Below are 18,304 nucleotides of genomic sequence, written 5' to 3' on the forward strand. Positions count from 1 at the left end.
ATGCCCACGCGGAGCGATGGGCACGATCAGTGTTGAGGCAGACTTGTGTATAACGCCGAGCGCAGAGCATGGGCACGATCAGCGTCGGGCGCACCTTCAACACACGGCGCTGGCCTTGGAGTAATTCGCCACCTTGCGCAGCTTCTCCACTTCGAAGACTTCCAACTGCCCTTCCCCCAAACGAACGACTTTGCGTGCATGCAGGTCCTGCAGCACGTCGAGCAAAACGGCCGGAGAAAGATCCTCAGGCGGCTGGATTTCGTCCAGCGTAACCAGGCGCCGCGCATGGCTGAGATTTCCATAGCCTTCGGACAGCATTAGCAGGCGCCACGCAACCCAGTGCCTGGCGGGCAATCGGGCCATCTCATCAGAAAGCGGAATCGGCAGGCCCAGCTTGTGGCTGAGCAGACCGGCAAACGAATGCCAGTACTGCGGATGCTGATCGAGCAGCTCCATGAGCACGCGCTGGGGCACATGCAGAAAGATCGTCTGCTCCCGTGCCACCACATCGAACCTGCGCGGCAGCCCGTCGAACAACGACACTTCTCCGAACCAGCACGGCAGGCGAACGGGCTCCAGACGTGGCACCAGACGCTGATCAACAGCAGGACCGACACGCACACTGCCCTCGACCAACACGTAAAGACCGCACGCCGGGTCGCCTTTTTTGAACAGTGCCTTGCCGGGCGTCTTGCGAATCTGGAAAGCGGCGTCCAGCAGGCTATCCTGCAAACCGGCAGGTAGATTGGAAAACCAGTAATCGGACAGCAATCGTGACCGCCATAACGTTCCATTTGTCATATTTGCTCCCTTGTTTTTCAGGCAGTCGTATTGCAAAGGCGATACGGTGATCAACCCGGATCAGCGCTTCAGGCAGGAATAATAATGAAAAACCTTGTCGATCATCTCAGCCAATACGCGTCCTATCACCGCGACTCACGCAATATCGTGACCCACTTCATAGGTATCCCGCTGATTGTTCTGGCAGTGGCCGTACTTTTGTCCCGGCCGGGCTGGTCAGTGGGCGGCATCTGGCTATCGCCCGCGGCGCTGGTGACGTTGGCATCGACCGTGTTTTACCTGCGACTGGACCGGGTGCTTGGCGTGGTGATGGCGGTACTTTTGCTGCTGTGCATCTGGGCAGGCGCGAATCTGGCGCAACAGACGACCATGGTCTGGCTGAGTGCGGGCGTGGGGCTGTTTGTCGTTGGCTGGATCATCCAGTTCATCGGCCACTATTACGAAGGCCGCAAACCGGCATTCATCGATGACGTGACCGGCCTGATCATCGGCCCGCTGTTCGTGGTGGCGGAGCTGGCATTCCTGATGGGCCTGCTGAAACCGTTGCAGCACGCCATCGAAGAACGTGCCGGCCCGGTGGGGCGCAACGTGCGCAAGGCTGCGGTTTAACGAACGGGTGATCGTTCCTACGCTCCGCGTGGGCGCATCAATATAGTGTGATGATCGTTCCTACGCTCCGCGTGGGAATGCCTCTCGGGACGCTCTGCGTCCGCTCTTGAATATAACGCAGAGCGTCACGGGCGGCATGCCCACGCGGAGCGATGGGCACGATCAGTACCGGGTCGTTCAAACAAGCACGATCAGCCCGACTGCCTTACAACTTCTGCCAGACCTTGGGTTTGAAGAACAGGGTCTCGCCCCGCGCCAGGCCCACAAGGCTGTCGTGATCCTTGACCACTTCGGCCTCGATAAGCTCGCTCTGCCCTTCGACCTTGAGCGTGACCCGCGTGGTCGCGCCAAGCGGGCGGATGTCGCGGACTTCGGCGGCGTGGTGGTCTTCCAGTTCCTGGCGTGACAACGACACTTCATGCGGGCGGAACAATACGTGGCCTTCATCACCCAGACTCAGACGGTTGGAGTCGCCGAGGAAGTGATACACGAAGTCATTGGACGGGTTTTCATACACCTCACCCGGTGAGCCGATCTGTTCGATCACGCCCTTGTTCATCACCACGATGCGGTCCGCCACTTCCATGGCTTCTTCCTGATCGTGTGTCACGAAGACCGAGGTCAGGTTGATGTCTTCGTGCAGACGCGCCAGCCAGCGACGCAGCTCCTTGCGGACCTTGGCGTCCAGCGCCCCGAACGGCTCGTCCAGCAGCAGCACTTTGGGCTCCACAGCCAAGGCGCGGGCCAGCGCGATACGCTGGCGCTGACCACCGGAAAGCTGCTCCGGGTAGCGGTCGGCCAGCCAGTCCAGTTGCACCATGTTCAACAATTCGTGAACCTTCTCGGCAATCCGCGTCTCGTTGGGACGTTCGCGCTTGGGCTTCATGCGCAGGCCGAACGCGACGTTGTCGAACACGGTCATGTGCCGGAACAGCGCGTAATGCTGAAACACGAAACCGACGTTGCGATCACGCACGTCATGGCCGGAGACGTCTTCACCGTGGAACACGATGCTGCCGGCATCCGGGGTCTCCAGGCCTGCGATGATGCGCAGCAAGGTAGTCTTGCCGCAGCCTGACGGGCCAAGCAAGGCAACCAGTTCGCCACTCTGGATGTCCAGATTGATGCTGTTCAGGGCCTTGAAGGCGTTGAAGTTCTTGCTGACGTTACGGACTTCGATCGACATGATTATTCCTCCGCCGCGTTATGGCGCAGACGGTTAATACGGGATTCGCTCCACTGCTTGAGCAGCAGGATGAACAGCGCGAGGATCAGCAACAGGCTCGCAACCGCAAAGGCGGCAACGTGGTTGTATTCGTTGTAGAGGATCTCGACGTGCAGCGGCAGGGTGTTGGTAACGCCGCGAATGTGGCCGGACACCACCGACACCGCGCCAAACTCACCCATCGCCCGAGCGGTACACAGCACCACGCCATAGATCAGGCCCCACTTGATGTTCGGCACCGTGACATGCCAGAACATCTGCCAGCCGTTGGCACCCAGCAGACGCGCCGCCTCTTCCTCCTGCGTGCCCTGCTCCTGCATCAACGGGATCAGTTCACGCGCGACGAACGGCACGGTCACAAAGATGGTTGCCAGCACGATGCCCGGCAGCGCGAAGACGATCTGGATGTCATGATCCTGCAGCCACGGCCCGAACAGGCCCTGCGCGCCGAACATCAGCACGTAGACCAGACCGGCAATGACCGGCGATACCGAGAACGGCAGGTCGATCAGCGTGACCAGAATGCTCTTGCCACGAAACGAGTACTTGCTCACACACCACGCGGCGCTGACGCCGAACACAAGGTTGAGCGGCACCGAGATCAGCACGGCAATGACCGTCAGCTTGAGCGCCGACAGTGCGTCCGGCTCGAGCACCGCCTCGAAGAATGCGCCCAGACCGTTTTTCAGGCCTTGCGAGACCACGATGAACAGCGGCAGCCCCAGAAACAGGGCGAAGATCAGCCAGCCAAGGCCGATCAGGATACGACGCGCTACCGCATTGCCACGACGTGCGTCGTTGGCGGAGGCTGCAGCGGAAACCGATGAATAAGACATGCTCGCCTCCTCAGGATGGGGTTTCAATGCGCCGCTGCAGCAGGTTGATCAGCAGCAGCAGAATGAAGGAAACCACCAGCATCAGAACGCCAATGGAAGTCGCACCGGTGTAGTCGTACTGGTCGAGCTTGACCATGATCAGCAAGGGCATGATTTCGGTTTTCATGGGCATGTTGCCCGCGATGAAGATGACCGAACCGTACTCCCCCACACCGCGAGCGAAGGCCAGCGCGAAGCCCGTCAGCCAGGCAGGCAGCAGCGCGGGCACGAGAATGTGGCGAAACACCTGCAGCGGACGGGCACCCAGGCAGGCGGCGGCCTCTTCGACTTCACGCGGGATATCTGCCAGCACTGGCTGAACAGTGCGCACCACGAACGGCAGCGTCACGAAGGTCAGCGCCAGAGTGATACCCAACGGGGTGTAGGCGATCTTGAAACCCAGATCAGTGGCGAACTGCCCGACCCAGCCATTGGGCGCATACAGCGCTGTCAGGGCGATACCGGCCACGGCGGTCGGCAGGGCAAAAGGCAGGTCGATCATCGCATCGATGATCTTGCGTCCGGGGAAGGTATAACGCACCAGCACCCACGCCAGCAGCGTACCGATCACCCCGTTGATGACCGCCGCGTAGAACGCGGTGCTGAAACTCAACTTCAGCGCCGCCAGTACGCGAGGTGCGGTGATGATGGTCCAGAACTGATCCCAGGTGAGCTGTGCGGCATGCACGAACATGGCGGCCAGCGGTATAAGCACAATCAGACTGAGGTACACCAAGGTGTAGCCCAGCGTCAGCCCGAAGCCGGGTATGACGGGGGAGATACGACGCGACATAGAAGTCCCTGGTTTTACTTGCACGAAGCCCGGACGTTGATCCGGGCTGTTTTACCATCACTGCGATACCGTGCCTGTTGAGGGCTGCGCGGTATCGTCATGCGGTTTATTGCGCTTGATAAATCTGGTCGAACACGCCGCCGTCGTTAAAGAACTTCGGCTGCGCAGTCTTCCAGCCGCCGAAGTCTTTGTCGATAGTCACCAGATCCAGTTTCGGGAATTGCTTCTCGTATTTGGCGGCGATCTCTTTGTCACGTGGACGATAGAAGTTTTTCGCGGCAATTTCCTGGCCTTCCTTGCTGTACAGGTGTTTCAGGTACTCGGTCGCCACGGCGGTGTTGCCTTTCTTCTCGGCATTCTTGTCGACGACGGCGACCGGCGGCTCGGCCAGAATCGACAGCGACGGTACGACGATGTCGAACTTGTCGGCACCACCGTCTTCCTTCAGCGCCAGGAACGCTTCGTTTTCCCACGCCAGCAGCACATCACCCTGACCGTTGTTGACGAAGGTGATGGTCGAGCCGCGCGCACCGGTGTCCAGAATCGGCACATGCTTGAACAGGGTCTGCACGTATTCCTTGGCCTTGGCTTCGTCGCCACCGCCCGCCTTCAGGCCATAAGCCCAGGCAGCCAGGAAGTTCCAGCGCGCGCCGCCCGAGGTTTTCGGGTTGGGCGTGATCACCGACACGTCTTTCTTGATCAGGTCGCCCCAGTCCTTGATGCCTTTTGGATTGCCCTTGCGCACCAGAAACACGATGGTCGAGGTGTACGGCGTGCTCGCGTCCGGCAGACGCGTCTGCCAGTTTTCAGGCAGGGTCTTGCCCAGCTTGGCGATCTCGTCGATGTCACCGGCCAGCGCCAGGGTAACGACGTCGGCGCGCAGGCCGTCGATCACGCCACGGGCCTGCTTGCCCGAACCACCATGGGACTGCTTGATGGTCACGGTGTCGTCCGGATGGGACTGTTTCCAGTGCTTGGCGAACTCGGCGTTGTATTCCTGATACAGCTCACGCGTCGGGTCGTACGACACGTTGAGCAACTCGTAGTCCTTGGCGACAGCGGAACCTGCGAATACAGCGCTGGCGAGAGCGGCCAGGGCAAAACGGCGAATGGACATAGGTGAAGCTCCTGCAAATTCTGTGTGTCGGCTTTTTTTGATTTCTTCGTCGCACGCCAGCGTGAGATTCACACCGGCGCGCTGCTTGTCAGGGGTGCATCGCATTCGGTTGTTTCATCCGGCGCTGTGTCAGCTCGGCTTGTTACCCGGGTTCTGCAAACGAAACTTTTCCTTGCGCTCGATCTGCACCACTTGTGCGTTGTGCACGGTGATCTCGACGGCGCCAAAGCGCAGGTCACGCAACGCACTCTGAATCTCACGCAAAATGGCCGCTTCGTCCTGACCGTCAACACTACGTAGAGATGCGCTCATTATCGTATTCCTTGAAAGTGGAGCCTGCCGTCGCACCCGAAGCGCTGGCATGTGGCGATGAGGCAATAGTAGTGAGGTGCAGATATTCTTAAAAAGACTATTTAAGAATGCAGATATAACCAAAAGAAATTAAAAGATTCCACGCCATGGCGGAACGCATTGCACGTCCGGCCAGAGCATGAATCAGGCGCGTCAGAACCCGTCAGACCGGAGCTGTGGTGAACACCGGGGCATGTGCCCAATTGATCGATTCGGCAGGCACGGGTCGCCCGAACCAGTAGCCCTGGCCCAACTCACACCCGTTGTCGAACAGAAACGCCGCCTGCTCGGCCTGCTCGATGCCCTCGGCCAGCACTCGCATGCCCATGCTGCCCGCCAGCGCGATGACCGCGCGCACGATGGCAATATCGTCGTCATCGCCCGGCAGTCCCGCCACGAATCCCTGATCGATCTTCAGCTTCTGGACCGGCATGCGCTTGAGCCTGAGCAGAGAGGAATAACCGGTGCCAAAGTCATCGATGGCCAGACTCAGGCCCAACTCGCGCAGCCGGTGCAACTGCTCGATGGCCTGCTCGGGGTCTTCCATTACTGCGCTTTCAGTCACTTCCAGCTCCAGCAAGGCAGGATCAAGGCCGGTATCACGCAGCACCTGGCTGACCTGACGATCAAGATCACCGGTGCTGAACAACCGGCTGGAAACATTGACCGCCACAAAGCGGATCGGCACGTCGCAGGCTTGCCAGGCCAGCATCTGCCGACATGCCGTTTCCAGCACCCAGGCATCGATATCGGCAATCAGCCCGCTCTGCTCGGCCACCGGAATGAATTCCCCCGGTGAAACCATGCCCCGTGACGGGTGCTGCCAACGCACGAGCGCTTCGACACCCACAATGCAGCGGGTGGCGAGGTCGTGAACCGGCTGATAAAAGACGCGTAATTCCTGATGTTCGATGGCGTGGCGCAGTTCGCTGACCAGTTGCACCCGCTGACGGGCGTGGGACGTCAGCTCTTCGGTGTACAACGCATAGCCGTCGCGGCCGTTGCTCTTGGCCTTGAACAGCGCAGAGTCGGCATTGCGCAACAATTGCTGGTCAGTCAGCGCATCGCCTGGAAACAGGCTGATGCCCAGGCTGGCACTGATGAACAGCTGCTGTCCGGCGATGGTAAATGGCGCCTTGAGCACTTCGATGACCCGCTGCGCCAGGGCCGCAGCCTGGACCATCTGCGGGCAGTTCTTGACCAGCAAGGCAAACTCGTCACCGCCCAAACGCGCCAGGGTCATGTCGCTCTCGATCACACCTTCGAGTCGAACGGCAATGGCCTTCAGCACTTCATCGCCGATGTTATGGCCGAGGCTGTCATTGATGTTCTTGAAATGGTCCAGATCGATCAACAGCAGCGCGCAGCCGCGCTTGCTGGAACGGGCAGACGTCAGCGCCTGACTGATCCGGTCAGTGAGCAGCAGACGGTTGGGCAGGCCGGTCAGCGCATCGTAGTGGGCCAACTGCGCCAACTCCTGCTCGGAACGCTTGATGGCGGTCATGTCGGAAAACACCGCGACGAAGTTTTTCGGCTGGCCGTCATCGGCCTTGATGCTGCGGATCGTCTGCCACTGCGGATAGACTTCGCCGCTCTTGCGTCGATTCCAGATCTCGCCGCTCCACTGACCGGCGCTGAGGATCGAGCGGTACATCTGCCGATAGAACTCCGCACCGTGGCGGCCGGACTGGAACTTGCTGGGGTTGAAACCCAGCACTTCATCGGGCTGATAGCCGGTAATGTCCACAAACGCCCGGTTGACGTGCACGATCCGGCCTTTGGCGTCAGTTACCAGCACCCCTTCCAGGGTACTGTCGAACACTGCAGCAGCCAGTCTCAGCTGGTCGTGATCGTCCTGATGACGCGCTACCTGTGCCTTGCCGGTGATGACTTTCATCAAACGGTCACGCGCGACAAAGAGCATGACCGCGCTTATCAACACCCATCCATAGCCGCCCGCGCGCTGCCCGATGGCCAAATGAGCCGGATCTTCGATGAAAAGCGGCAGCAGGCAATCGAACGCCAGCAACCACAGAACGGACAGCATGCCGTACAGAATGGCCGTCCGTAGCGCTCCGTCAGTAGAGTCCGTCATAAGAAAATCCAGGGCCTTATGAAAGGAGCGCAATTATAAAGCAAGAAACATCCTGCGACTCTTATCTAAAAGCGTGACTGGTTTTCTGTGGGATGTCAGTGATAATGCAGTTGTTACTTTTTTCTTCACGCGTATCTTTACGAGGGCCAAACAGCCTATGTGGTACAACGGTTTGCTCGACCTTTCCGTCTGGCAGGTAATAGCAGTCACGCTGGCCATGACCCATGTGACGATTGTCGGCGTCACGGTCTATCTGCACCGCTACTCAGCTCACCGCTCCCTGGAACTCAATGCGGGGCTCAAGCACTTCTTTCGTTTCTGGCTGTGGCTCACCACGGCGCAGAACACCCGCGAGTGGACCGCCATCCACCGCAAGCACCATGCAAAATGCGAAACCGTCGATGACCCACACAGTCCGGTCGTCAAAGGGCTGTCTACCGTCCTGCGCAAGGGCGCCGAGCTATATCGCGAAGAGGCTCAGAACGAAGACACCCTGCGCATCTACGGCAAGAACTGCCCGGAAGACTGGATCGAACGCAATCTGTACTCGCGCTATAAGCTGCTGGGTATTGCCCTGATGGCGGTGATCGACTTGGCGCTGTTCGGTGCCATCGGTATCACCGTGTGGGCAATCCAGATGATGTGGATTCCGTTCTGGGCCGCAGGCGTGGTCAACGGACTGGGTCATGCCGTGGGTTATCGCAACTTCGAGTGCCGTGATGCGGCGACCAACCTGGTGCCGTGGGGCATCATCATTGGTGGCGAAGAACTGCACAACAACCACCACACCTACCCCAACTCGGCCAAGCTGTCGGTCAAGCCGTGGGAATTCGACATGGGCTGGGCGTGGATCAAGGTGTTCAGCTTCCTGCGTCTTGCCAAGGTGCAGCGCGTCGCGCCTATCGCCCATCGGGTCGAAGGCAAGGGCCATCTGGACATGGACACCGCGATGGCCATCCTCAACAACCGCTTCCAGATCATGGCCCAGTACCGCAAGGTCGTGATCGGTCCGCTGGTCGCTCAGGAACTGGCCAAGGCCGATGCGTCGGTCCGCCATCAGTTCCACCGCGCCAAGCGCCTGCTGTCCCGCGAGACCAGCCTGCTGGACGACAGACACCACGTGCGCATCCAGACCATGCTGGAACACAGCCAGGCCTTGAAGGTGATCTACGAAAAACGCCTTGCGCTGCAGCAGATCTGGGTCAAGACCAGCACCAACGGTCATGACATGCTGTCGGCCATGAAAGAGTGGATTCACGAAGCCGAAGCCAGTGGCATTCAGTCCCTGCGCGACTTCGCCGATCAGTTGAAAACCTACTCTCTGCGCCCGGCTCAAGCCTGACACCTTTGATCGGTATGCCCCTTGCGGGCATGCCGGTTTCGGAACTTCCCTCCTTTTAAAACATCTCATCGTCTTTCCCGCTGTGAATGGGAGAGCGCGCAAGCACTGGCTGCGCGCTGCTTGAGACGTCGCCTTATGGAAAAGCAAAGCCCTGTCACCTCCGCTACCGAAATGCCCGCCGCCGCTGAAACCTTGCTTGCCCTGATGCATGCTCAGGCTGAAGTGGCGCGCCTGAGCGAGCGCGAACAGTTGTTCAGTTCGCTGCTGGTCAGCGTCAACGCTGTGCTCTGGGCGTTCGATTGGGAAACCCAGCGCATGATTTACGTCAGCCCGGCCTACGAGCGCATCTTTGGACGCTCTGCAGGGCTGTTGCTGGCCGATTACGGTGAGTGGCGCGACAGCATCTACCCGGATGACCTCAACTACGCCGAGCGCAGCCTGAGTGAAGTGATCGAGAAAGGTGCCATTGAAGACCGCGAGTACCGCATCATCCGCGCCGACGGTGAAGTGCGCTGGCTGAGCGACAAGTGCTTCGTCAGTCGCCAGACCGATGATGCGCAGCGCCTGGTCGTGGTGGGCATTGCCGAGGACATCACCGAGAAGAAACAGCTCGAGGATGAACTGCAGCGCCTGGCCACCACCGACGTACTGACTCAGAGCAGCAACCGACGCCACTTCTTCGAATGCGCCCAGCGCGAGTTCGAGCTGGCACGCCTGAACGGCACGCCGCTGGCCTTCCTGCTGCTGGACATCGACGATTTCAAGCTGGTGAACGACACCTATGGCCACCAGGAAGGCGATACCGTGCTGCAGCGCATTGCCGAGAGCGGTCGCTCAGCGCTGAGGCGCGGGGACCTGTTCGGACGGATTGGCGGTGAAGAGTTTGCAGCGGTCTTTCCCGGCTGCGCACCGGAGATGGCCATGCAGATCGCAGAGCGCCTGCAACGCGAGATCCAGCGCCAGAGCTTTCAGTGCGGCACCAGCACCTTCAGCATTACGGCCAGCCAGGGCCTGACCAACCTGACCCAGGACGACCACAGCCTGGAAGCCCTCTATGGCCGCGCCGATGCCGCGATGTATCAGGCCAAGCGGCAGGGCAAGAACCAGATCGTTCTGGTTTGAGCTGATCGCCTGATCCTCCACTGATCGCGCCCATCTGCGTGGGCCTGCAGCCGTGACGCTCTGGGTCACATTCCAGAGCGGACGCGGAGCGTCCCGAGAGGCATTCCCACGCGGAGCGCTCGTCGTTATACACAGGTCTGTCTCTACACCGATCGTGCCCACGCTCTGCGCTCTGCGTTATACACAAGTCGCGATAAGCGTTTGGAGCGGGCACGGTTACGACCGTGGGAGCGGACTTGTCCGCGAAAAGTTAGTACATCCGACGAAGATGCAGCGTCTGAAACTCAGTATTCGCGGACAAGTCCGCTCCCACTTTCAGTACCGCATTCCTTCAGGATGACTTGTGTATAACGATGAGCGCGGAGCGTAGGAACGATCAAATGCATTCCATAGTTCAAACCGCCATCGGCGCTGTCATTGCCGGGTGATGCTCATAGCCTTCCAGCGTGAAGTCAGACGGCTCGATCAGCTCCAGCCACTCCGGCTGATACACACCGGTCTTGGCAAACTCCGGCACGCGGTCGGAGATTTTCAGTTTCGGCATCGGGAACGGCTCGCGGGTAAGCTGCTCGTTGAGCATGTCCAGATGGTTCTCGTAGACATGGGCGTCACCAATGAAATAGGTGAACCAGCGCGGCGTGTAGCCCGTCAGACGACCGATCAGGCTCAGCAGCGCCGCGCCTTCGGTCAGGTTGAACGGCGTGCCCAGACCCAGATCGTTCGAACGGATGTAGAGGGTCAGCGAGATTTCACGCGTCTGCGGGTTAGGATGCAGCTGATACAGCAGGTGGCAAGGCGGCAGCGCCATCTCATCCAGCTGTGCACAGTTCCAGCCGTGGAACAGAATCCGGCGGCTGCCTGGATCGTTGATGATGGTGTCGACGCACTGGCGAATCTGATCGATGGCCTTGTACAGCACCACGAACGCCTGGCCGTCTTCCTCGGACTCGGCAATCTGGCGATATCCCTGACCGAGCGCCAGTTCAATCGCGGCAACATTGGCCGCATCGATTCGCTTGTAGGCAGGCCATTTGCGCCACTGCACGCCGTAGATCTCGCCCAGATCATCCTCGCCCTTGCGGAACGGGTTGTTCAGCCACTGAGCGTTTTCGTTGGCGTTCTGGTCCCAGACCTTGCAGCCCAGCTCGCGGAATTCGGCCGCATTGCTCACGCCACGCAGGAAACCAACCATCTCGCCGATGGCCGATTTGAACGCCATACGACGCGTGGTGATTGCCGGGAAACCTTCCTGCAAGTCGTAACGCAGCATCGCACCCGGAAAGCTGATGGTGTTCACGCCGGTACGGTTGGACTGCAAGGTCCCGTGCTTGATCACATGTGCGACCAGTTCCAGATATTGCTTCATAAATCACCTGCTTTGTTGAAAGCGCCGCACGCGAGCATGCGGCGTTTCGGTGTCAGACCGCTGCGTTGGTAGACGCCGGAGCGCGCTTGTAGGCCAGCCAGATCAGGAACAGACCGGCGATGATCATCGGCAGACTCAGGATCTGACCCATGGTGACCCAGCCCCACGCCAGATAGCCCAGCTGTGCGTCCGGCACCCGGACGAACTCGACCACAAAACGGAAAATGCCGTAAAACAGCGCGAACATGCCGGAAACGGCCATGGTCGGGCGGGGTTTACGCGCATAAAGATTAAGGATGATAAACAGTGCCACACCTTCCAGTGCGAACTGATACAGCTGCGACGGATGGCGCGCCAGTTGCGCAGGGTCGCTGAACGGAGGGAACACCATTGCCCATGGCACGTCGGTCGGCTTGCCCCACAGCTCGGCGTTGATGAAGTTGCCGATACGCCCGGCACCCAGACCGATCGGCACCAGCGGTGCAACGAAGTCCATCAACTGGAAGAAGCTTTTGCCGTTGCGCTTGCCGAACCACCAGGCCGCGATCATCACGCCGACAAAGCCCCCGTGGAACGCCATGCCGCCTTTCCAGACCTCGAAGATCAGCAATGGATTGGCGATATAGGCCGACAGGTCGTAGAACAGCACATAGCCCAGCCGTCCGCCGACGATCACGCCCATGGCCAGCCAGAAAATCAGGTCGGAAAGTTTTTCCTTGGTCCAGGTCGGATCGAATGCGTTCAAGCGACGTGACGCCAGCAGCCAGGCACCACCGATGCCGACCAGGTACATCAAACCGTACCAGTGAATTTGCAGCGGGCCGATGGCAACGGCTACCGGGTCAATCTGCGGGTAAGGCAGCATTGCGTATCCTCAATTGGAACGCCCGTGCGGGCGACTGAATCAGGCGGGCATGTTACCGGAGCCCGGCCGGTTGCTCTAGCGGCCACCGGACAAAGCTGCGTACAGTTCAGGAAAAAAGGAGAACCGAATGTGTCTGATCGTATTCGCCTGGCGGCCGTCTCAGGCCAAGCCGCTGATTGTGGCGGCCAATCGTGACGAATTCTATGCGCGCCCTACCTGGCCACTGAGCCAGTGGGAGGACATGCCGAACGTTTACGCAGGGCGAGACCTGAAAGCCGGCGGCACCTGGATGGGCATCGGTGCCCAGGGACGCTTTGCCGCTGTGACCAATATTCGTGATCCGGGCCAGACTTTGGGCCTGCGTTCGCGTGGCGAGCTGGTGGCTAAGTTTCTGGCAGGTGAGCAATCGCCCGAGGATTACGTGGCCGAAATGGCTGCGCGCGCCAGTGAATACACGGGTTTCAACCTGCTGGCGGGTGACGCAGCGCAGTTGTATTACCTGAACTCGACCAACCCGACGCCCCGGTTGCTGGGCGAAGGCGTGTACGGGCTGTCCAACGCAGGCCTGAACACGCCTTGGCCCAAACTGCTCAAGGCCAGAGCAGCACTGACAGCGCAATTGGATGACCCTCGGCCCGAACGATTACTGGACCTGCTGAAGGATCCGCAGCCTGCCGCAGACGCCGAGCTGCCTGAAACCGGCGTGGGCCTTGCCACCGAGAAGCTGCTGTCCAGCGTGTTCATCGCCAGCCCCAACTACGGCACCCGCGCCAGCACCGTACTGATCGTCAACGCCGACGGCACACGGCAGATGATCGAACACAGCTTCGGGCCGCAGGGTGGGCGGTTGGGGGAGGTTGAGTTGAGGGTGTAGCGGACGCGGAGCGTCCTGGGAGGCGTTACCACGCAGAGTGGGAACGATCAAGCGCGCTCCAATTCAACACTCGAACCTAGTGCCCTTTCACGGACCCTGGGTTGATCATCCGCGACAGGCCGAGGTTTTTCAGTGCCAGTTGCAGCGAGCTGCTGATGACTTGCGGGTTATCATTGGTCATCAACTGCGCCAGCAGGTCCTTGGCCTTGCTCAGGTTGATCTGGCGCAGCATCCACTTCACTTTCGGCAGGTTGGTGGCGTTCATCGAAAGGCTGTCGAAGCCCATCGCCATCAACAGCACCGCCGCAGCCGGGTCGCCCGCCATTTCGCCACAGATACTGACCGGCTTGCCTTCGGCATGGGCGTCTCGCACCACGCTTTGCAGGGCCTGTAGCACCGCAGGGTGCAGGTAATCGTAGAGGTCGGCGACACGCGGGTTGTTGCGGTCGACCGCGAGCAGGTATTGGGTCAGGTCGTTTGAGCCGACCGACAGGAAATCCACCTGACGCGCCAGATCGCGAGTCTGATAGACCGCCGCCGGGACTTCGATCATCACGCCCACGGGCGGCATCGGCACGTCGGTGCCTTCGTCACGCACTTCACCCCAGGCGCGGTGGATCAGGTGCAGCGCTTCTTCCACCTCGTGGGTGCTGGAGATCATCGGCAGCAGAATGCGCAGGTTGTTCAGGCCTTCACTGGCCTTGAGCATGGCGCGGGTCTGAACCAGGAAGATTTCCGGGTGGTCGAGGGTCACACGAATGCCGCGCCAGCCAAGAAACGGGTTGTCTTCCTTGATCGGGAAGTACGACAGCGCCTTGTCGCCACCAATGTCCAGGCTGCGCATGGTCACCGGCAGCGGATGGAAAGCCGCCAGCTGCTCGCGGTAGATTGCCAGCTGTTCCTTTTCGCTCGGGAAGCGCTGGTTGATCATGAACGGCACTTCGGTGCGATACAGCCCGACACCTTCGGCGCCACGCTGCTGAGCACGCGCCACGTCGGCGAGCAGGCCGGTGTTGACCCAGAGCGGCATGCGATGCCCGTCCAGCGTCACGCACGGCAGCTCACGCAGCGCATCGAGGCCCTGGGAGAGCTGACGCTCCTCCTCGACCACTTTGCCGAACTGCTTGCGCATGATGTCGCTGGGGTTGGTGAAGACCTCACCGTGGTAGCCGTCGACGATCAGGTCGATGCCATCGACCTTGGAGTACGGGAAGTCCACCAGGCCCATGACCGTCGGAATACCCATGGCCCGGGCCAGAATCGCGACGTGGGAGTTACCGGAACCCTGCACCGAGACCAGACCGACCAGCTTGCCCTCAGGCACTTCACCGAGCATGGCCGGCGACAGTTCCTCGCTGACCAGAATGGTGTTGTCTGGGTAGACCAGCGCCTGTTGCCGCGCTTCCTGAAGATAGGCCAGCAGGCGGCGGCCCAGGTCCTTGACGTCCGAAGCCCGCTCACGCAGGTAGGCGTCGTCCATCAGTTCGAAACGTTTAACGTGTTCGTTGACCACCGAGCGCAGCGCGCCCTGCGCCCACTGGCCGGTCTTGATGACGTTGGTGACTTCACTGCCCAGCGAGGCATCGTCGAGCATCATGAGATAGACGTCGAACAGCGCGCGCTCTTCGGGGCGTAATTGGGTGGCCAGTTTGGCGGACAGTGTACGCATATCATTGCGCACGCCTTCCAGTGCGTTCTGGAACAGCGCCAGCTCGGCCGCGATGTCAGTAACCGTCTTGTCGGGAACCACTTCCAGATCGGCAGGTGGCAGCATGACCACCGCCACACCGACCGCAGCGCCGGGCGAACCGGCCACGCCGACGAATTTGGCTTCCTGAATACCCTTGCCCTGGCGACCCAGACCCCGGATCGAGCCAGTGGCTTCGGCGTGAGCAATAACGCCCGCGAGCTGCGCGCTCATGGTGACGAGGAAGGCTTCTTCGCCCTCATCGAACTGGCGGCGCTCTTTTTGCTGGATCACCAGAACCCCGACCACACGGCGGTGGTGGATGATCGGCGCACCCAGGAACGACGCGTAACGCTCTTCACCGGTTTCGGCAAAGTAGCGATAACGAGGGTGATCGGCGGCGTTTTCGAGGTTCAGCGGTTCTTCGCGCGTGCCCACGAGACCCACGAGGCCTTCGTTCGGCGCCATGCTGACCTTGCCGATGGACCGTTTGTTGAGGCCTTCGGAGGCCATCAGTACAAAACGGTTGGCTTCGGCATCGAGCAGGTAGACCGAGCAGACCTGGCTGCCCATGGCCTCCTTTACGCGCAACACAATAATGCCCAACGCCGCCTTGAGATCCTTGGCGGAGTTAACTTCCTGGACGATCTTGCGCAGCGTATTGAGCATGGCTCGGGGTCGAACTCCGTGTCAGTCGCGCGATAAGAGGCGCGGGGCAAGCTCTTTGAGTGCGCGTCGATACACCTCGCGCTTGAATGTCACCACCTGGCCAAGCGGATACCAATAGCTGACCCAGCGCCAGCCATCGAACTCCGGTTTCCCGGTCAAATCCATCCGCACCCGCTGCTCGTTGGAGATCAGGCGCAGGAGAAACCATTTCTGCTTTTGGCCGATACACAGCGGTTGGCTATGAGTACGGACCAGTCGTTGCGGCAGACGATAGCGCAACCAGCCTCGAGTGCAGGCAAGTATTTGCACATCATGTCGTTCAAGTCCGACTTCTTCATTCAACTCACGATAAAGCGCGTCTTCCGGCGTCTCCTGTGGGTTGATTCCCCCTTGCGGAAACTGCCAGGCATCCTGGTTAATACGCCGAGCCCATAGGACCTGACCAGCATCGTTTGTCAGAATAATCCCGACATTAGGACGGAAACCATCGGGGTCGATCACGGCAACAACCTCGCAAACGCATGTCGCCGCATTGTTCCACAAAGGCGATCAAACCAGCAACGAGGCTTGTCACCTTATGTGAAGACTTGTGAAAACCTCGTATTCTGATGCTCTTTTTTCAGCTAATTCAGCGAGTAACCGCATGCGCCTGGCACTATTCGACCTCGACAACACGCTTCTGGGTGGCGACAGCGATCACGCCTGGGGTGATTATCTGTGCCGTCGCGGCATCCTCGACACCGCGTCCTACAAAACCCGTAACGATGAGTTCTATCAGGATTATCTGGCCGGCACGTTAAACATGACCGACTACCTGAACTTCACACTGGAGATTCTGGGCGCGACCGAGATGGAACAGTTGGCGCAATGGCACCGTGAGTTCATGCGTGACTGCATCGAACCGATCATGCTGCCCAAGGCCATGGAGTTGATCGCCAAGCACCGTGCGGCGGGCGACAAATTGGTGGTGATTACTGCAACCAACCGTTTCGTGACGGCACCCATCGTGGAACGACTGGGGATCGAGACACTGCTGGCCACTGAATGCGAGATGATCGATGGCCGTTATACCGGCCGCACGACGGGCATTCCGTGCTTCCGTGAAGGCAAGGTCACGCGGTTGAATCTGTGGCTGGAAGAGAACGCGTTCAGCCTTGAGGACAGCTATTTCTATAGCGACTCGATGAACGACCTGCCGCTGCTGGAGCAAGTCGCCAATCCGGTCGCAGTCGATCCCGATCCCAAACTGCGCGCCGAAGCCGAGCAACGCGGCTGGCCGGTGATCACACTGCGTCACTGATTCAGCCAGTGCTTACGCCGGTTTGAAGCCCGTCAGGCCGGCGATCACGACGAAACACGCCACGCTGACGATCGCCAGTGCAAGGGTGAAGCCGCGCCTGTCGGTCCTCGCGCCGAGGCGCAATCGGTTAAGCCTTGCCACCAGCCATACCCAGCTGAACAGGCCCACCGTGTAGAGCACGCTGCTGCCCAACACCCAGGTCTGCCCCAGCGACAAACCTATCGAATGTACCAGCCACCAGCCGCTGAACGGCAGAATCGCCAGGCAGACCGCCATCAGCAGCCAGAAGAACAGCAATGGACGCTTGAGCAGACGGGTCTGGATGGTCGCATCACCTTCGAGGCGCACCTTGATGACGCCGCTGGCCAGCACCAGAACGCTGAGCAGCAACAGCGTGATGGCAGCGATGTGCAGGGTTTTCAGGGCGGTGACGGGTTCCATCGCAAGGTCTTCCTCTTGAATCGGGCGGGTTGAGTCTAGCAGTCAGACCTGCGTTAGCGGTTATAGCCTTCACACTGATCGTTCCTCACGCTCCGCGTGGGAATGCCTCTCAGGACACTCCGCGTCCCGGCGCACGCAGCTTTAAGGCTTCAGCCCAAAAACAGCCGATACGCCGGGTTCTCGCTTTCATCCCAGTACGGATAGCCGATCTCGGCCAGCGCCTGGCTCACCAAATGCCGCTCGTCCTCAGGCACCACCAGCCCTGCGACCACTCGACCATCCGCCGCGCCATGGTTGCGGTAGTGGAACATCGAGATGGTCCAGCGTCCGCCCAGCCGGTTAAGAAAGTTGAACAACGCACCGGGACGTTCGGGGAATTCGAAGCGCAGCACCACTTCATCGCTGACCCGCTCGGCGTGTCCACCCACCATGTGGCGGATGTGCAGCTTGGCCAGTTCGTTGTCGGTCAGGTCCAGCACCGGAAAGCCCTGCTCGGTCAGGCTGGCGATCAACGCGCTGCGCGGATCGTTCTCGGGGTGGGTCTGCACACCGACGAAGATGTGGGCTTCGCGGTCGGTGTGGTAGCGGTAGTTGAATTCGGTGATCTGCCGTTTGCCGATGGCCTCGCAGAACGCCTTGAAGCTGCCCGGGCGTTCGGGGATGGTCACAGCGATGATCGCTTCGCGGCCTTCGCCCAGTTCGGCGCGCTCGGCCACATGGCGCAGGCGGTCGAAGTTGACGTTGGCCCCGGAGTCGATCGCCACCAGGGTCT

The 18,304-nt window shown here is 60.1% G+C and carries 18 protein-coding genes; 5 read left to right on the forward strand and 13 right to left on the reverse strand.

What is annotated here, in order from left to right:
- Window positions 1-96: 96 nt before the first annotated feature.
- Window positions 97-801 (reverse strand): Crp/Fnr family transcriptional regulator, encoded by a 705-nt coding sequence (locus tag QRN20_RS23860; protein ID WP_029244528.1) that lies wholly within the window; start codon window positions 799-801, stop codon window positions 97-99.
- Between the two features lie 84 nt (window positions 802-885).
- Here QRN20_RS23860 and QRN20_RS23865 point away from each other — a divergent pair, with 84 nt between their 5' ends.
- Complete coding sequence (locus tag QRN20_RS23865; RefSeq protein ID WP_004882798.1) at window positions 886-1,410, forward strand: Mpo1 family 2-hydroxy fatty acid dioxygenase; 525 nt, start codon at window positions 886-888, stop codon at window positions 1,408-1,410.
- A 205-nt stretch (window positions 1,411-1,615) separates the two neighbouring features.
- Here QRN20_RS23865 and QRN20_RS23870 read toward each other — a convergent pair whose 3' ends face one another.
- The 6 genes from QRN20_RS23870 to dibA all read right to left on the reverse strand — a co-directional run bounded on the left by QRN20_RS23870 (window position 1,616) and on the right by dibA (window position 7,866).
- A complete protein-coding gene (locus QRN20_RS23870) occupies window positions 1,616-2,596 on the reverse strand; it encodes a sulfate/molybdate ABC transporter ATP-binding protein (RefSeq protein ID WP_025994338.1) in 981 nt (326 codons plus the stop codon).
- 2 nt (window positions 2,597-2,598) lie between these two features.
- Window positions 2,599-3,471 carry a sulfate ABC transporter permease subunit CysW gene (gene cysW / locus QRN20_RS23875; RefSeq protein ID WP_004882801.1) on the reverse strand — a complete coding sequence of 291 codons (873 nt, stop codon included), beginning with the start codon at window positions 3,469-3,471 and terminating at the stop codon, window positions 2,599-2,601.
- Between the two features lie 10 nt (window positions 3,472-3,481).
- Window positions 3,482-4,303: a sulfate ABC transporter permease subunit CysT gene (gene cysT / locus QRN20_RS23880; protein ID WP_057408445.1), complete on the reverse strand. Its 822-nt coding sequence runs from the start codon at window positions 4,301-4,303 to the stop codon at window positions 3,482-3,484.
- A gap of 106 nt (window positions 4,304-4,409) precedes the next feature.
- Entirely contained in the window at window positions 4,410-5,420 is a 1,011-nt protein-coding gene (locus tag QRN20_RS23885; RefSeq protein ID WP_004882809.1) for a sulfate ABC transporter substrate-binding protein, read from the reverse strand.
- 129 nt (window positions 5,421-5,549) lie between these two features.
- Window positions 5,550-5,732: a sulfur starvation response protein OscA gene (gene oscA, locus QRN20_RS23890; RefSeq protein WP_003170956.1), complete on the reverse strand. Its 183-nt coding sequence runs from the start codon at window positions 5,730-5,732 to the stop codon at window positions 5,550-5,552.
- Window positions 5,733-5,934: 202 nt separating this feature from the next.
- Window positions 5,935-7,866 (reverse strand): phosphodiesterase DibA, encoded by a 1,932-nt coding sequence (dibA, locus tag QRN20_RS23895; protein WP_285361383.1) that lies wholly within the window; start codon window positions 7,864-7,866, stop codon window positions 5,935-5,937.
- Between the two features lie 157 nt (window positions 7,867-8,023).
- On the opposite strand from dibA, the gene desA reads away from it, so the two are divergent.
- Both desA and QRN20_RS23905 read left to right on the forward strand, forming a co-directional pair.
- The gene (gene desA / locus QRN20_RS23900) at window positions 8,024-9,208 is read left to right on the forward strand and encodes a delta-9 fatty acid desaturase DesA (RefSeq protein ID WP_004882815.1); all 1,185 of its coding nucleotides are present in this window, start codon (window positions 8,024-8,026) and stop codon (window positions 9,206-9,208) included.
- Between the two features lie 135 nt (window positions 9,209-9,343).
- Window positions 9,344-10,330, forward strand: a complete 987-nt coding sequence (locus tag QRN20_RS23905) for a GGDEF domain-containing protein (protein WP_004882816.1) — start codon at window positions 9,344-9,346, stop codon at window positions 10,328-10,330.
- Between the two features lie 394 nt (window positions 10,331-10,724).
- Here QRN20_RS23905 and QRN20_RS23910 read toward each other — a convergent pair whose 3' ends face one another.
- Together QRN20_RS23910 and lgt are read right to left on the reverse strand one after the other, a co-directional pair.
- On the reverse strand, window positions 10,725-11,696 hold the full coding sequence (locus tag QRN20_RS23910) for a thymidylate synthase (protein ID WP_004882817.1): 972 nt from the start codon (window positions 11,694-11,696) through the stop codon (window positions 10,725-10,727).
- Between the two features lie 52 nt (window positions 11,697-11,748).
- The gene (lgt, locus tag QRN20_RS23915) at window positions 11,749-12,561 is read right to left on the reverse strand and encodes a prolipoprotein diacylglyceryl transferase (RefSeq protein WP_004882818.1); all 813 of its coding nucleotides are present in this window, start codon (window positions 12,559-12,561) and stop codon (window positions 11,749-11,751) included.
- A gap of 127 nt (window positions 12,562-12,688) precedes the next feature.
- Between lgt and QRN20_RS23920 the strand changes: the two genes are divergently transcribed.
- The gene (locus QRN20_RS23920; RefSeq protein ID WP_122607020.1) at window positions 12,689-13,435 is read left to right on the forward strand and encodes an NRDE family protein; all 747 of its coding nucleotides are present in this window, start codon (window positions 12,689-12,691) and stop codon (window positions 13,433-13,435) included.
- A 76-nt stretch (window positions 13,436-13,511) separates the two neighbouring features.
- On the opposite strand, the gene ptsP is transcribed toward QRN20_RS23920, so the two are convergent.
- Window positions 13,512-15,791 (reverse strand): phosphoenolpyruvate--protein phosphotransferase, encoded by a 2,280-nt coding sequence (gene ptsP, locus QRN20_RS23925; RefSeq protein WP_025994331.1) that lies wholly within the window; start codon window positions 15,789-15,791, stop codon window positions 13,512-13,514.
- Between the two features lie 21 nt (window positions 15,792-15,812).
- Window positions 15,813-16,292 (reverse strand): RNA pyrophosphohydrolase, encoded by a 480-nt coding sequence (locus QRN20_RS23930; RefSeq protein ID WP_002555745.1) that lies wholly within the window; start codon window positions 16,290-16,292, stop codon window positions 15,813-15,815.
- A 142-nt stretch (window positions 16,293-16,434) separates the two neighbouring features.
- Here QRN20_RS23930 and QRN20_RS23935 point away from each other — a divergent pair, with 142 nt between their 5' ends.
- Window positions 16,435-17,091: a histidinol-phosphatase gene (locus tag QRN20_RS23935; protein WP_004882820.1), complete on the forward strand. Its 657-nt coding sequence runs from the start codon at window positions 16,435-16,437 to the stop codon at window positions 17,089-17,091.
- Window positions 17,092-17,103: 12 nt separating this feature from the next.
- On the opposite strand, the gene QRN20_RS23940 is transcribed toward QRN20_RS23935, so the two are convergent.
- Together QRN20_RS23940 and QRN20_RS23945 are read right to left on the reverse strand one after the other, a co-directional pair.
- Window positions 17,104-17,532, reverse strand: a complete 429-nt coding sequence (locus tag QRN20_RS23940) for a DUF2269 family protein (protein ID WP_122418872.1) — start codon at window positions 17,530-17,532, stop codon at window positions 17,104-17,106.
- Between the two features lie 149 nt (window positions 17,533-17,681).
- The coding region (locus QRN20_RS23945; RefSeq protein ID WP_502942238.1) for a threonine ammonia-lyase at window positions 17,682-18,304 on the reverse strand (623 nt) is incomplete at its 5' end.

Origin of the sequence: Pseudomonas sp. fls2-241-TYG-175, assembly GCF_030209155.1 — a bacterium.
Lineage (GTDB): Bacteria > Pseudomonadota > Gammaproteobacteria > Pseudomonadales > Pseudomonadaceae > Aquipseudomonas > Aquipseudomonas viridiflava.